The following is a 15211-nucleotide window of genomic DNA, read 5'->3' on the forward strand; positions in this document are numbered from 1 at the left end:
GGGGTTATGAAGGAAAATCATGGTGAACTTAATATGTCAGTTTCAGCAGTTTGCCAGAACGACAAGGGGCAAAAGTATGCCTTTGTGACCTTTTCTGATGGGGTTAGAGATGCTGAAGGACGTATTCCAGAATGTAAGATTCTCAACAATAATGGATTTGCAGCAATCGAAGTAAACGAATTGGAAAAATACATGCGTGAGCATCTTTCTGATTTAAAGAAGATGGCAGCAGGGATAGATATTTTTTCTGCCTTCACGAAATAATTTAAGCTCAAGAGCAGTTTGCCCTTGAGCTTTTTTAGAATATAAAAGGGATGTTTTTTAGGGGAAATAATTAATAGGAGAGGTTCATGAGATATAAACAGAAGAGTATGACAAGAGATGAGTATGAGTATTTTTTGCAGGTCACCGCAGGGGAAGTAAAGGCGGAGCTTGTATTAAAGAATGCTAACTTTCTTGATGTATTTACCAATAGGTTTAAATCGGGAGATATTGCTATTTCAAGTGGTACCTTTGCGGGGATTGGAAAGTACTCAGGTGCACAGGAGATAGACATGACAGGCAAGACTATTGTGCCTGGATTTATTGATGCCCACATTCACATCGAAAGCACCACAGTTGTCCCTGAGATATTTGTAAAAGAGTCTATTAAGCACGGGACTACTGCAGTTATAACAGACCCTCATGAGATAGCAAATGTAATGGGAGTAGATGGAATCAACTACATGCTTGAGGCCACAGAGGGGCTGCCTATGGATGTTTTCTTTATGATTCCATCATGTGTCCCATCTTGTAAATACGACGAGGCAGGTGCCGTTATTATGGCATCAGATATGGAACAGTTCTATGGCAGAGATAGAGTCAAGGGCATGGCAGAGCTTATGGATGTGGATGGAGTGGTAAGTAGGAATCCATCAGTTTTAGACAAATCCTATTCAGCTATAAAAAAAGACATGCTGATAGATGGGCATGCCCCTATGGTAACAGGACGGAAATTGGTAAGTTATATAGCGGCAGGTGTTCTTTCTGATCATGAATGTGCCTCCTTAGAAGAGGCGCTGGAAAAAATGGGACTTGGTGTATGGATAATGATTCGTGAGGGTACAGCGGCACAAAATTTAGCGGATCTGATTGGCTTGTGTCAGGAGCCTTATGCATCTAGAAGCATGTTTTGCACAGACGATAGGCATATAAATCACATTATGGATGAGGGGCATATAGACGCTATTATTAGAAAAGCAATTAAGCTGGGGGCAGACCCTGCTATAGCTTATAAGATGGCATCCTACAATGCTGCAGCATATTTTGGATTGAGAGACCGAGGGGCTATTTCTCCAGGATTTCTTGCTGATTTTATTGTGCTTGAGGATATAAATGATGCCAGAGTAGGTGCTGTTTATAAAAATGGAATAGAAATTACAGATGAGGCTCTTAAGCTAAAATGCAAGAGTCATATTACAGATGATTTGATTGAAAAATCACATGATACTTTTCATCTGCCGTTTATTACGGAAGAAATGCTTGGAAACAAGGGCAAGCTTCCTATAATAGGTCTGGTGCCTGGGCAGCTTTATACCACAAGAGAGGGGCTATCTGATGGGATAAATATAGACCAGGATATACTGAAAGTTGCAGTGGTAGAAAGACATAATAATACCGGACATATTGGCATAGGATTTGTTAATGGATATGGCATGAAAAAGGGTGCTATTGCTACATCAGTAGCCCATGATGCTCACAATATTATAGCTATAGGTGCCAGTGAGAAGGATATGGCACATGCTATAAATGCACTTAAAGATATAGGTGGAGGAATGGTTGTGTGGGCTGATGGAAAGGTGAAGGCGTCATATCCCCTTCCGGTAGCAGGGTTGATGAGCGAAGAAAGTTCTGATATGACAAAAAAGCATTTAGAAGAAATTCATTTAGCAGCCTACGAATTAGGAGCTAATAAGGATATTGATCCATTTATGACATTAAGCTTTACGGCCCTTCCGGTGATTCCGGAACTTCGCATTACCACAAAAGGCGTGGTTGATGTTGCATCAGGTAAGATATTTAAGTAAAAGAAAACCAGTGCTAAAAAGCACTGGTTTTATCTATATTATCTAGGTGTTATACGTGACATTAAATCAACGCCAGCAATTGCACTTGCCTGAGCAATTGTATTTGGATTATCTGCACTCTGGTACCATGAGTATGCCATCTTTCTAGATGCATCTACATTACAGATACCGTAAGCAAGGCCCTGAGCAATTTCGTCTGTATGGTCTGTCTCTCTTGAGAGAACGATACCGTCTACAAATCTATTATTCATAGCTACAAGGTATGCATAGACAATAGAAGCTGCCTGCTGTTCCTGGCCATATGCACTTGTGTAACCTACCTCAGAAATCTTAACACTTCTGACTGCTCCAGATGGAGAAAGTAAATCAGGTGTTGATAAGTAATCTGTAAGTACATCGAAGTTGTAAACAGTTACATAAGGAGCACTCTGGCTATGTGGTGCACCTGCGCCTAACCAAGCGCAAGGATCTGAAAGCTGTGAGTTGTATGGGTGGTGAGCTAATCTCCAGTCAATGTTACCCTGACTCTTGATATATGAGTTAAATGATGAAAGGAAGCCCTTACCACTCATGTAATAACCAGCCTCTGGTCTAGCCCACTGATGGTCGATACAAGTGTAAACATTTGCTGTTGAATTCTCAGACTTAATACCGTTATAGATTACACGGAATGCATTAGCATATTCTCTAACAAATGCTTCGTGAGAACCGCAGTTCATGTAGTTCCACATAGTGTAAGCATTAACCTCATTACCAATGATGAAGTTGTCTACCTGACCGTAGCCACGACCGCACCAACGATTAGCAAGATATGATGATGCAGCAGCAAGAAGCTCTACGCCCTCTTTTGTTGAAGCATTTAATCCGTAGTAGTTGTGGAGACCAAGCTGATCCATTGAATATGGGCTGATGAATCTGCCATCAGCAGCGGCATCTACCACGATAATAACTGAAACCTGACATCCCTGCTCATTAAACTTCTTAAGTGAAATATCATAAGCTGAAAGTCTAGCTGTCTCGAAATTATATGTCTTGCCATTGTAGTTCCAAGGAATACCAGAACCACCAGTAATCCAAGAAAGTGGAAGAGTAAGATTGACCTGTGTACAACCTAAATCCTTTGGCTGACATTTGCCAAGCTGATATCCTTCAAGTGCTGGAAGAATACCCTTTTTTGATCTATCCATACGGCGTGCACCAGCTTGTGCAGCTGCCTCTGGATTTAAAATAAACATACTGTTTGAAACAGGCTTTAAAGCTCCACCAGACATTACACATACAGTGAATTTCTTGAAGAGAACTGACTCAGCAGCTCCCTTGTTGAGAGGTACTGAAAATGTAGTGCCTGAAGCAGCAGGTGCCTGAGCCACATCTATTCCTACAGGAGCGCTTTCGTTTACGTCGGAAGCAACTAGATGGAAAAGTCCATCATCTGAACCGGTAGCACCTGTTGTAGCAATAACTACATCAGAGCCCTGGATAAGTACACTTCCGATTGCAACTGAACCAGCGGCCTTTGCATCGACTGGTGGTACCATGGCAAAAGCAGTGATTACAAGCGCTAGTGAAAGTGCTAAGCTTGCAAGTGATTTTAAAACCTTCATAATGATTTGTCCTTTCTGCATTACATTTATGTCCTTTGCGTCAAGCAATAGGGACATTATATCACAAGGTTATAAAAAACACTGCAAAATAATTGTGAAAATAATTGTAACAAAATGTGATTATCGCTCATACATGTGTACTAACTGTAAAATTTTCTCTGCAAGCTCATCAGAAAGCTCGTTTTTCAAAAGGCGCCACTGCCAGTTGCCGCTTTTGGTTCCAGGTACATTAATACGATTGAACTTGCCAAGTCCCAGATAATCCTGCATCTGAGCTACAAAAAGTACGGCTACAGAGCTCATTCCGCCCCTAATCATTCCCCAGTTAAACTTTTCAAAGCGAGAAATGCCGAGATATTCTTTGGCATATTTTCTGTCAGCTTTTTTGGCTGTCTGGTACCATTCCATAACTGTGGCATTGTCGTGGGTGCCGGTGTAGCAGATGCAATTCTTGTCATAGGTATGAGGCTGATAGTTGTTAGCCTCTCCAGAGTCAAATGCAAATTCAAGTACCTTCATACCAGGCCATTTGCTGTCATTTAGAAGCTTTACAACAGTAGGCGATGGCTGGCCTAAATCCTCAGCAATAAACTCGGTCTTTGGGAAGGTAGAAGATAATAGACCTACTAAATCCATGCCAGGACCTGGTTTCCACTGACCATTTTTAGCGGTAGACTCTCCAGCTGGAACTGCCCAGTACTCATCAAAGCCACGGAAGTGATCGATTCTAAGTACATCATATAGCTTTACAGCGCCCTCAATACGGCGAAGCCACCAGCGGTAGCCATCTTTTTTCATAGCATCCCAGTTGTAGCATGGATTGCCCCAAAGCTGTCCATCGGCACTGAAATAATCTGGTGGAACCCCAGCTACCTCAACAGGATAATTCTTATCATCAAGACTAAAGAATTCTGGCTCTGCCCATACATCACATGAGTCTAGGGCTACATATATTGGAAGGTCTCCAATTATTTCTATGCCCAAGTCATTGATATATTTTTTGAGCTTATCCCACTGTTTGAAGAAAAGATACTGAATAAATATGTAGAATTCCATATCATCAGACAATTCCATTTTATATTTTAAAACTGCATCTTTGTCATGGAGACGTATGTCTTCCTCTGGCCATTCCTGCCAGCTAATCATGTTGAAATGCTTTTTAAGCGCCATGAATAGTGCATAGTTTTCTACCCAAGGGTTGTCATCTACGAAGGCACCGATTTCATTTATTAGGCTTTTGTAGCCCCGTTCCTTTGCTTTTTCAAGAACCTTAAAACGGCTTATATAAATCTGGCCATAGTCCACATATCTAGGGTTTGTTCCCCATTTTTCCTTTTTGACATCTTCCTTTGTAAGGAGACCATCCTCAATGAGCATATCCAAATCAATAAAATAAGGATTACCGGCATTGGTAGAAAAGCTCTGGTATGGGCTGTCGCCGTAGCTGGTAGGGCCTAGAGGAAGCACCTGCCAATATTTCTGTCCGGCAGCTTTCAAAAAGTCTGCAAATTCGTATGCTGCTTTGCCAAATGTACCTATTCCATAAGGGGATGGCAAAGATGAAATTGGAAATAGAATTCCGCTACTTCTTTTCATATTAATAATCTCCATTCTAAAAAATTATCTAAGAGTTTCTCCTTCTCGAAGGGTAGTAGGTAATGTTAAATGCTGATGTTGCCCTTCATTATTAATAATGTCAACAAGTACATCTACGGCCTTGATGCCAATATGTTCCATTGGCTGACATAGGGTGCTAAGAACTGGATTGGTATATTCGGATGCCTCGATACCATCTATAGCAATAACAGCTACATCATCAGGGACAATCTTTTTAGCATCTCGGAGCGCTTTCATGGCTCCCATGGCCATATTGTCAGAAATGCAAAACAGAGCAGAAAAATCAATGCCTTTATCTAACCATTTACTCATTTCATGATACGCGTCAGCAATGTTAAAACTGTGAATCTGGATGATGAGATTATCATCCTCGGGGATATTAAAATCTTTAAGCGCTCGCTTATATCCAGCGTATCTAACTTGGCTGACGGAGCCGTCGTCCACAGCTGATAGAAGAACAGCTATCTTTTTGTGTCCCTTCTTATATAACTGTTCAACGGCGGAAAAAGCGGTGGCCTCATCATCGATACAGACGCTGGAGTACTGGTCGCTGTTTAGATTTCCGTATTCATTGCTAAAGGTGCAGCAGACAAATGGAACTCCGATGGAGGATACCTGTTCTTTGGTGTAATTGAGATGTCCACCTAATAAGATGAGCCCCTGAAGACGCTTATCTTTTTCCATCATGGCGGCCACTCTAAGTTCATCCTCATCGGTGGATATTTGCTGCATTACCATGGTGTAACCTGATTTCTCTATTTTATCCCCAATGGCGGTGATGATTTTAGTATAGAAGGGGTTGGAAATGCCTCGCATTATTACGCCGATGTTGTCGGAAGAGGACATGCCCAAATTTCTTGCGCTAGTATTGGGGATATAATTGTATTTGTTCACAATAGCCATGACTTTTTTGACAGCATCCTGACTGACATCAGGATGATTGTTAAGCACTCTTGAAACAGTGCTAACACTAACGCCTGCAAGCCTGGCAATATCTTTTATTGTCATAACTATTCCTTTCTGATAAGTTTTCTGGAAACGTTACTGGAAACGTTTCCGGAACAAATATATAATACAACCATAAATGCACCCAGTCAATATCATTTATTATTTGCTAAGTAAATTACTACTAAACTTGCAGGCACTTTTTTCTTATGGTAAACTACAAAAAGCGCTTTAGGAGGATAAGCTATGAAAAAAAAGCTTTTTACAGTATTACTTTGTGGTGCACTTGCAGTTTCAGCAGTAGCCTGCAAAAAGGAAATAAAATATAAGGCAAGCGACCTAGTGGAGCTCGGCCAGTACAAGGGTATGGAGATTACTCTTAATAATAATTATGAATATACAGAAGAGGGATTTGATGCATTTGTTGAGAATTCGATTCAGCAGCTAGGTATCTTTATTCCAGACGATTCACTTACTACTGTTGAAGAAGATTCTATTGTAAATGTAGACTACGTTGGATCTAAGGATGGAGTTGCTTTTGATGGCGGTTCTGCCGAGGACCAGATGATTGATATAGCCAACAATTCATCAGCGACCCAAAAGACTGGATATATTGCTGGCTTTACAGCTGGACTTGTGGGCCATGAGGTTGGAGAGGAGGTAGCTTACGAGGTTACTTTCCCAGAGCAATATAATAGCCCTGACTTGGCTGGACAGACAGTTGTCTTCACATTCCAAATTAATTATATTGCCAATGCCATCGATTCAAAGGACAAGCTTACAGATGATTTAGTTGCTGAGAAGATTCCGGACTATACTACTGTGGATGAATATTTGGCAGCTCTTGAAGAAAAGTACAAGGACAATCTTGAGACTGCATTAGAAAGTGACAAAGAGACAGCTATATTAAATTCAATTTCAAATGGCAATATAGGTACAGTTGAGAAAGTGCCAGAGGACTTGCTTCAGGCTAGAGTGGATATGATTATCAATATGCAGGAAAAGCAGTATGAAGCAATGGGCACTACCATGGAAGAATATGCCACTTCAGCTGGATATGATTACGAGGAAACTATTGCTACCTTGAAAAAGAATCTAGAGGAGTCTACTAAGACAGAGATTATTTTAGAGGCTATAGCTGATGCTGAGAATATCCAGATTGATGATGGGTATAAAGAATTTGTCAAAAATATATATACTCAGATGAAATATAATAATGCTGAAGAATTATATTCTGATTTCTCAGTAGAGGGCTATGACGGACGAAGATATTTTGAATTAGCCTACAGAACCGAGAAGGCTTTAGATTATCTTGTTGAAAACTGCGTAGTATCATTTGAGGAGCCACCACTTGTAGAGGATGTGGAAGTCACAGATGATGAGGCAGTTCAAGAAGATGCAACAGAAGAATCCGCTGAATAGAAAGGCTTTATATTTTACCTAAGCTGTAGTATAATTTATGCTAGTTTTTGGGCCTATGCCCGATTTTAAAAATAAAGGAGATATGAATATGGAACACATTAAGACTCTCAACACTAAGAGATTACAGAATACAGTAAAGGAAGGCGGATGCGGCGAGTGCCAGACATCATGCCAGTCAGCTTGCAAGACATCTTGCACAGTTGGAAATCAGAGCTGTGAGCACAAGAACTAATCACAGACTTAAATTTAGTTATATTTAACGCTCAGACCGGTCCTTATTAATTCTATTATTAGGGAACGGTCTATTGTGCGTTTATGAAAGGACATTTTTTTAGTGATACACCAGTTTAAAAACAACGGTTACAACGTTGTCATAGATGTTAACAGCGGAGCTATTCACGTTGTTGACGAAGTAACATACGATTTTCTTGCTTTCTGGCAAAAGCAAGGCGGGGATGCAGCTTTAGCTTCTATGAAGGAATCCCACAGTGAGGTTTCTGAGGCTGAGCTTTTACAGATTAAATCAGAGATTGAGAGCCTGATTGAGGACAAGTCCCTATTCACAGAGGATAATTACGAGCCACGTATTGCAGATTTTACTGCAAGACCTACAGTAGTTAAGGCTCTTTGCTTACATATCACACATGATTGTAATTTGGCATGTAAATATTGTTTCGCAGAGGAAGGCGAGTACCACACAGGTAAGCGTGAGCTTATGACATTTGAAGTTGGTAAGCAGGCACTTGATTTCCTTGTTGCTAATTCTGGCAGCAGAAGAAATCTTGAGGTAGATTTCTTTGGTGGTGAGCCACTTATGAACTGGCAGGTAGTCAAGGATCTTGTGGCTTATGGTCGTTCCATTGAGAAGGAGCATGACAAAAACTTCCGTTTCACACTTACTACTAACGGAGTTCTTTTAAATGACGAGATTCAGGAATTTGCTAACAAGGAGATGGCCAATGTAGTTCTTAGCTGCGATGGTCGTCCAGAGATTCACAATCTCATGCGTCCATTTAAGAAGGGCGCACCAAGCTATGAGCTCATAATGCCTAAGTTTAAAAAGTTGGCAGAGTCTAGAAATCAGGATAAATACTACATCCGAGGTACATTCACTAGAAATAACTTAGATTTTTCAGAGGATGTAATTCATCTAGCTAACGAAGGCTTTAAGCAGATTTCAGTGGAGCCAGTAGTTGCTCAGGAGACTGATGACTACGCTATCCGCGAAGAGGATTTGCCAAAGCTTTTTGAAGAATATGACAAGCTCGCAGCAGAAATGATGCGACGCAAGGGTACAGAAGAGGATTTCAATTTCTTCCACTTCATGATTGATTTGGAGGGTGGTCCTTGTGTATACAAGAGACTTTCAGGTTGCGGCTCAGGTACAGAGTACATGGCAGTTACACCTACAGGAGAGCTTTATCCATGTCACCAGTTTGTTGGTAACACAGACTTCTGTTTAGGTGATGTATGGCACGGCGTTCAGAAGAAGGACGTTGTCAATGAGTTCAAGCACTGCAACGTATATGCTAAGCCAGAGTGTAGAGAGTGCTTTGCAAGATTCTATTGTAGCGGTGGATGTGCTGCTAATGCATTCAACTTCACAGGCAGCATTCTTGGCAATTACCATGTAGGTTGCGAGCTTCAGAAGAAGCGTGTTGAATGTGCTATCGCACTGAAAGTTAAGGAAGCAGAAATAAAGGGAGAATAACCCTTTGGTCAGCTTTGCTGACAAATAAAAGGAAATAGGAGAATAAACATGAAACGATTAAAAAAAGGACAGGGGATTGCCTGGCTTATAGCATTTGTTTTATGTCTCGGATTACTGGGATATTATGCAATGACTGTAGTTCAGGGAACTATTAAGGCTAACGACACAAGTCTTAAGTTGGGAGCAGATGCCACAGATGCACAGAAGGCTAAGATGGCTAAGTATAATGCTGACAGCTTAAAGTTGGGGCTTGATTTAGATGGTGGCGTTAGTATTACATATGAGGCAATTGGTGACAAACCTACTGATGAGCAGATGAATGATACAATTCTTAAGCTCCAGCAGCGTATTGAGAATGACCTTGGTGAGGAGAGCTCTACTACAGAGGCTAATGTTTACCGTGTAGGAGACAAGAGAATCACTGTTGAGATTCCAGGTGTTACAGATGCTAATGCTCTTCTTAAGGAGCTTGGTACACCAGGTACTCTTTACTTCATTATGCAGTATGATGACCAGGGTAATGCCAATTACACTACAACAGGTAGAGACGAGAATGGTGACATTCAGGGTACATTAAACTATGATATCCAGACACTTATTGATAATGGCTCAGTAATTGCTACAGGTAAGAATGTTAGAAGTTCTCAGGCTGGTACTGACCAGGACAAGACAACAGGTGCTACTGAGTATGTTGTTGAGCTTAAGTTTGATGATGCAGGTACAAAGGCATTTGCTGATGCAACTTCAAAGGCGTATGCTAACGGCTGGTCAATTGCAATTTACTACGATGGTAAATTCGTATCAGTTCCTACAGTTCAGGCAGCTATCACAGATGGTAACTGCGTAATCAACGGAATGAGTGATTATGCAGAGGCTGAGAAGCTTGCTTCATATATTCGTATCGGTGGACTTGATATTGAGCTTCAGGAGTTAGAGTCACAGGTTGTTGGTGCTCAGCTTGGTTCAGATGCGCTTAAGACATCGCTTATTGCAGGTGGTATTGGTCTTCTTGTTGTAATGCTTTTCTTAATCGTTATGTATTTAGTACCAGGTGTAGTTGCTTCACTTGCACTTGCACTTTATACAGTAATGCTTGTAAGCATCTTAAAGGCATTTGATATTACACTTACACTTCCAGGTATCGCTGGTATGATTCTTTCAATTGGTATGGCTGTTGACGCCAATGTTATTTGTTTCGCTCGTGTTCGCGAGGAAATCAAAGCAGGCCGTCCTGTAATCTCAGCTATTGAGACAGGTTTCTCTAAGGCTCTTTCAGCTATACTTGATGGAAACATCACAACACTTATTGCAGCAGCAGTGCTTGGCTTCCTTGGATCAGGTTCTGTAAAGGGATTTGCTATCACTCTTGCACTTGGTGTTATCTTATCAATGTTTACAGCACTTGTTATTACAAGAATCCTTATTAATGCTTTCTATGCTATCGGCATCAGAAATGCTAAGGCATACGGCAAGGCTAAGGAGCCTACAAAGTTCGACTTCGTTGGCAAAAAGGCAATTTTCATTGGTATCTCAGTATTTATAATTGCAGCAGGCTTTATCTCAATGGGCGTATTCAAGGCTAAGAACGGCAGCGGACTTAACTACTCCCTTGAGTTCATGGGTGGTGCTTCTACAACAGTAGATTTTGCAGCACCACAGACTGATGATGTAATCAACAATCAGATTATTCCTGATATTCAGAAGGTAATCGGTGACGGAACAGTTCAGAAGAGTACAGTTGATGGTACAAATCAGGTAATCTTCAAGACTCGTACACTTTCACTTGATGAGAGAACAGCACTTAATACAATGCTTGAGACTAACTACGGCGTTACAGAAGAATCAATCACTTCTCAGAATATTGGTTCTACAATTTCAGGCGAGATGCGTTCTCAGTCAATGATTGCAGTAATTGTTGCTGTATTCTTTATGCTTCTTTATATCTGGTTCAGATTTAAGGATCTTAGATTTGCATCATCTGCAATCATTGCACTTGTACATGACGTACTTATTGTACTTTCACTTTATGCATTTGCTCGTATTTCAGTAGGTGCTGCATTTATCGCATGTATGCTTACAGTAATTGGTTACTCTGTCAACGATACAATCGTTGTATTTGATAGAATTCGTGAAAACCACAAGGCAATCAGAACAGAGACTCCAGAGACACTTAAGGAGTTATGTAATGAGTCATTGTCACAGACACTTTCACGTTCAATTTCTACATCTATTACAACAGCAATCATGGTACTTATGCTTCTCATCCTTGGTGTTTCATCAATCAGAGAGTTCGCATTACCACTTCTTGCTGGTGTAATTGCAGGTACATATTCTTCAATCTTCATTGCTACACAGCTTTGGTACATCTTTAAATGTAAGATTGGAAAAAAGAACTAAGGTTATAGAACTAGGAGAAATAAGATGATAGACATTAAGTTTTTGCGTGAGAATCCAGACGCAGTAAAGGAAAACATCAAAAAGAAATTTCAGGAACACAAGCTTGGCCTCGTAGATGAGGTCATCGAGCTTGATGATAAGAGACGTGCTGCTCAGCAGGAAGCTGATGACATGAGAGCTAAGATGAATCAGGCTGCAAAGCAGATTGGTGCTCTTATGGGACAGGGCAAGAAGGACGAGGCTGAGGCTGTTAAGGCTGAGGTGGCTGACCTCAAGCAGAAGATTAAGGACTTAGAGCCAGTTGAGAAGGAGCTTGCAGACAAGGTTGAGGAAATCATGATGAAGATTCCTAACATTATCGATCCTTCAGTTCCAATCGGTCCAGACGATTCTTGCAATGTTGAAATCGAAAAGTTTGGTGAGCCAGTAGTTCCTGATTTTGAGATTCCTTACCATACAGATATCATGGAGAGATTCAATGGTATTGATATGGATGCAGCTGGAAAGGTAGCAGGTAATGGTTTCTATTACCTCATGGGAGATATTGCTCGTCTTCACTCAGCAGTTATCTCTTATGCACGTGATTTCATGATTGATAGAGGATTTACATACTGTATTCCACCTTTCATGATTCGTTCAAACGTAGTAACTGGTGTTATGTCATTTGAAGAGATGGATGCTATGATGTACAAAATCGAGGGCGAGGACCTTTACCTTATCGGTACATCAGAGCACTCTATGATTGGTAAGTTCATCGATACACTTAACGATGAGGCTAACTTACCTTATACACTTACAAGCTACAGCCCATGCTTCCGTAAGGAAAAGGGCGCTCACGGTATCGAAGAGCGTGGTGTTTATCGTATTCACCAGTTCGAGAAGCAGGAGATGATCGTAGTATGTAAGCCAGAAGAGTCTAAGAAATACTATGATGTTCTCTGGAAGAACACAGTTGATTTATTTAGAAGTCTTGATATTCCTGTTCGTACTCTTGAGTGCTGCTCGGGAGATCTTGCAGATCTCAAGGTTAAGTCATGTGACGTAGAGGCATGGTCACCACGTCAGAAGAAGTACTTCGAGGTTGGTAGCTGTTCAAATCTTGGAGATGCACAGGCTCGTCGTCTTAAGATTCGTGTTAAGGGTGCAGATGGAAGCAAATACTTCGCACACACACTTAACAACACAGTTGTTGCTCCACCACGTATGCTTATTGCATTCCTTGAGAACAACTTACGTGAGGATGGCTCCGTAGCTATCCCTGAGGCACTTCGCCCATACATGGGTGGCAAAGAGGTACTCGTGCCTATCAAATAAATTTTAAAGCGGCATCCTAGTTTTACATGCTCCCGCAAGTCAACTCCCATTGGTCGCAACAGAAACTCCCCGCCGGCGTGGGTCCCCTCTGTTGCGCCCATGGGGCCCTCTTGCTCGCGCTTGCCAAGACAGTGATGCCGCTGTATTATATATGAGCTGGTAGACAACAAGCTCTTTGATTTCTCAAGCGAAACCTGTTGTTGAGCGGAGAAATACAAAGGCTTGTAGGCGTAACCAGCGGTTTTGGGGTTTTTACTGTAACTAAAGTTTTGCAGTAGAAAGAGATTATTATGGCAGTTCAGAGTAGAGAAGATATTAGAAATATTGCGATTATCGCCCATGTAGATCATGGTAAAACCACACTTGTTGATGAGCTTTTAAAGCAGTCGGGTGTATTCAGAGAGAATCAGGAAGTTGCAGAGCGTGTCATGGACTCAAATGATATTGAGCGTGAGCGTGGTATTACAATTCTTTCAAAGAATACAGCTGTATATTATAAGGATACTAAGATTAATATTATTGATACACCAGGTCATGCTGATTTCGGTGGCGAGGTAGAGCGTGTTCTTAAGATGGTTAACGGTGTTGTTCTTGTAGTAGATGCATTCGAAGGTGCAATGCCACAGACAAAATTCGTTCTTATGAAGGCTCTTGACCTTGATTTACCAGTTATTGTATGTATTAACAAAATTGATAGACCAGAGGCTAGACCTGATGAGGTTATCGATGAAGTATTAGAGCTTTTCATGGATCTTGATGCTTCTGATGAGCAGCTTGATTGCCCATTTATTTATGCCAGCGCTAAGGAAGGCTTTGCCATTAAGAACTTAAGCGATGAGCACAAGGACATGACAGCTTTATTTGAGACTATCATCGATTACATTCCAGCTCCAACTGGTGATCCAGAGGCTCCTACACAGGTGCTTATCTCTACAATCGACTACAACGAGTACGTAGGTCGTATTGGTATCGGTAAGGTAGAGAATGGTTCTATCAAGGTGAACCAGGATGCGGTAGTTGTCAATGCTCATGACCCAGAGAAGAATAATAAGGTCCGCATTTCAAAGCTTTTTGAATATGATGGACTTGAAAAAGTAGATGTTAACGAGGCTAATATTGGTTCAATCGTTGCTATTTCAGGTATTGCTGATATTCATATCGGTGATACAATTTGCGCAGTAGATGCTCCAAATCCTATCCCATTCCAGAAGATTTCTGAGCCTACCATTTCAATGAATTTCATTGTAAATGATAGCCCACTTGCTGGTCAGGAAGGTAAGTACGTTACTTCACGTCACATTAGAGAGCGTCTTATGAAAGAGTTAAATACAGACGTTTCACTTAGAGTAGAGGATACAGATTCTCCTGATTCTCTCAAGGTTTCAGGACGTGGTGAGCTTCACCTTTCAGTTCTTATTGAGAACATGCGTCGTGAAGGATTTGAGTTTGCTGTATCAAAGGCTGAGGTTCTTTACAAGACAGATGAGAAGGGCCACAAGCTTGAGCCAATGGAGCGTGCTTATGTAGATGTTCCAGATGAATTTACAGGAGCAGTTATCGAAAAGCTTTCTCAGAGAAAGGGCGAGCTTCAGAATATGACACCAATTACTGGTGGCTTTACACGAATTGAGTTCAAGATTCCTTCACGTGGTCTTATTGGATATCGTGGAGAATTCATGACAGATACAAAAGGAAATGGTATAATCAATACAATTTTCGACGGATATGAGATTTATAAGGGCGACATTGCTTATCGTAAACAGGGATCTCTTATTGCATTTGAGACTGGTGAATCAGTAACTTACGGACTTTTCTCAGCTCAGGAGCGTGGTACACTTTTCATTGGACCAGGCGAGAAGGTTTACTCAGGAATGGTTATTGGTCAGAGCTCACGTGCAGAAGATATCGAGCTTAATGTATGCAAGAAGAAGCACCTTACAAATACACGTTCATCTTCAGCAGATGAGGCGCTTACACTTGTTCCACCTAGAATTCTTAGCTTGGAGCAGGCTCTTGACTTTATCGATGTAGATGAGCTTTTGGAGGTAACACCGGAGTCACTCAGAATCAGAAAGAGAATCCTTGATCCTCTTATGAGAAAGAGAGCAGGTATTCGCAAGTAGTAATTCAGGGGG

General features: G+C 41.2%; 11 protein-coding genes. 8 read left to right on the plus strand and 3 right to left on the minus strand.

Going from position 1 to position 15211, the window contains the following annotated elements:
• Positions 1-6 precede the first annotated feature (6 nt).
• Both F0Q01_RS00130 and ade read left to right on the plus strand, forming a co-directional pair.
• Entirely contained in the window at positions 7-264 is a 258-nt protein-coding gene (locus tag F0Q01_RS00130; protein ID WP_090153421.1) for a hypothetical protein, read from the plus strand.
• An 86-nt stretch (positions 265-350) separates the two neighbouring features.
• Entirely contained in the window at positions 351-2066 is a 1716-nt protein-coding gene (ade, locus tag F0Q01_RS00135) for an adenine deaminase (RefSeq protein WP_242941885.1), read from the plus strand.
• A gap of 38 nt (positions 2067-2104) precedes the next feature.
• Here the strand turns inward: ade and F0Q01_RS00140 are convergent, their stop codons facing one another.
• The 3 genes from F0Q01_RS00140 to F0Q01_RS00150 form a co-directional block, all read right to left on the minus strand.
• Positions 2105-3670 (minus strand): DUF5722 domain-containing protein, encoded by a 1566-nt coding sequence (locus F0Q01_RS00140; protein ID WP_143096676.1) that lies wholly within the window; start codon positions 3668-3670, stop codon positions 2105-2107.
• 120 nt (positions 3671-3790) lie between these two features.
• Positions 3791-5266 carry a 4-alpha-glucanotransferase gene (gene malQ, locus F0Q01_RS00145; protein ID WP_090489797.1) on the minus strand — a complete coding sequence of 492 codons (1476 nt, stop codon included), beginning with the start codon at positions 5264-5266 and terminating at the stop codon, positions 3791-3793.
• Positions 5267-5290: 24 nt separating this feature from the next.
• On the minus strand, positions 5291-6295 hold the full coding sequence (locus F0Q01_RS00150; RefSeq protein ID WP_090489600.1) for a LacI family DNA-binding transcriptional regulator: 1005 nt from the start codon (positions 6293-6295) through the stop codon (positions 5291-5293).
• Between the two features lie 183 nt (positions 6296-6478).
• On the opposite strand from F0Q01_RS00150, the gene F0Q01_RS00155 reads away from it, so the two are divergent.
• The 6 genes from F0Q01_RS00155 to typA all read left to right on the plus strand — a co-directional run bounded on the left by F0Q01_RS00155 (position 6479) and on the right by typA (position 15199).
• On the plus strand, positions 6479-7654 hold the full coding sequence (locus F0Q01_RS00155) for an FKBP-type peptidyl-prolyl cis-trans isomerase (RefSeq protein ID WP_090489602.1): 1176 nt from the start codon (positions 6479-6481) through the stop codon (positions 7652-7654).
• An 88-nt stretch (positions 7655-7742) separates the two neighbouring features.
• Positions 7743-7886 (plus strand): six-cysteine ranthipeptide SCIFF, encoded by a 144-nt coding sequence (gene scfA, locus F0Q01_RS00160; RefSeq protein WP_033151787.1) that lies wholly within the window; start codon positions 7743-7745, stop codon positions 7884-7886.
• Between the two features lie 102 nt (positions 7887-7988).
• A complete protein-coding gene (scfB, locus tag F0Q01_RS00165; protein WP_090489603.1) occupies positions 7989-9365 on the plus strand; it encodes a thioether cross-link-forming SCIFF peptide maturase in 1377 nt (458 codons plus the stop codon).
• A 48-nt stretch (positions 9366-9413) separates the two neighbouring features.
• Complete coding sequence (gene secD / locus F0Q01_RS00170; RefSeq protein ID WP_090489605.1) at positions 9414-11762, plus strand: protein translocase subunit SecD; 2349 nt, start codon at positions 9414-9416, stop codon at positions 11760-11762.
• A gap of 24 nt (positions 11763-11786) precedes the next feature.
• Positions 11787-13076, plus strand: coding sequence for a serine--tRNA ligase (gene serS, locus F0Q01_RS00175; RefSeq protein WP_090153435.1), 1290 nt, complete (start codon positions 11787-11789; stop codon positions 13074-13076).
• Positions 13077-13366: 290 nt separating this feature from the next.
• Positions 13367-15199, plus strand: coding sequence for a translational GTPase TypA (typA, locus tag F0Q01_RS00180; RefSeq protein ID WP_090153437.1), 1833 nt, complete (start codon positions 13367-13369; stop codon positions 15197-15199).
• Positions 15200-15211: the final 12 nt, after the last annotated feature.

The organism is Pseudobutyrivibrio xylanivorans, assembly GCF_010906925.1.
In the GTDB taxonomy this organism is placed as follows: Bacteria; Bacillota; Clostridia; order Lachnospirales; family Lachnospiraceae; genus Pseudobutyrivibrio.

What these genes read in the sequence shown, in the direction of transcription:
- F0Q01_RS00155 (WP_090489602.1), top strand. Translation starts at nt 6,479, where the DNA reads ATGAAAAAAAAGCTTTTTACAGTATTACTTTGTGGTGCACTTGCAGTT.
- scfA (WP_033151787.1), top strand. Translation starts at nt 7,743, where the DNA reads ATGGAACACATTAAGACTCTCAACACTAAGAGATTACAGAATACAGTA.
- malQ (WP_090489797.1), bottom strand. Translation starts at nt 5,266, where the DNA reads ATGAAAAGAAGTAGCGGAATTCTATTTCCAATTTCATCTTTGCCATCC.
- typA (WP_090153437.1), top strand. Translation starts at nt 13,367, where the DNA reads ATGGCAGTTCAGAGTAGAGAAGATATTAGAAATATTGCGATTATCGCC.
- F0Q01_RS00140 (WP_143096676.1), bottom strand. Translation starts at nt 3,670, where the DNA reads ATGAAGGTTTTAAAATCACTTGCAAGCTTAGCACTTTCACTAGCGCTT.
- serS (WP_090153435.1), top strand. Translation starts at nt 11,787, where the DNA reads ATGATAGACATTAAGTTTTTGCGTGAGAATCCAGACGCAGTAAAGGAA.
- ade (WP_242941885.1), top strand. Translation starts at nt 351, where the DNA reads ATGAGATATAAACAGAAGAGTATGACAAGAGATGAGTATGAGTATTTT.
- F0Q01_RS00130 (WP_090153421.1), top strand. Translation starts at nt 7, where the DNA reads ATGAAGGAAAATCATGGTGAACTTAATATGTCAGTTTCAGCAGTTTGC.
- F0Q01_RS00150 (WP_090489600.1), bottom strand. Translation starts at nt 6,295, where the DNA reads ATGACAATAAAAGATATTGCCAGGCTTGCAGGCGTTAGTGTTAGCACT.
- secD (WP_090489605.1), top strand. Translation starts at nt 9,414, where the DNA reads ATGAAACGATTAAAAAAAGGACAGGGGATTGCCTGGCTTATAGCATTT.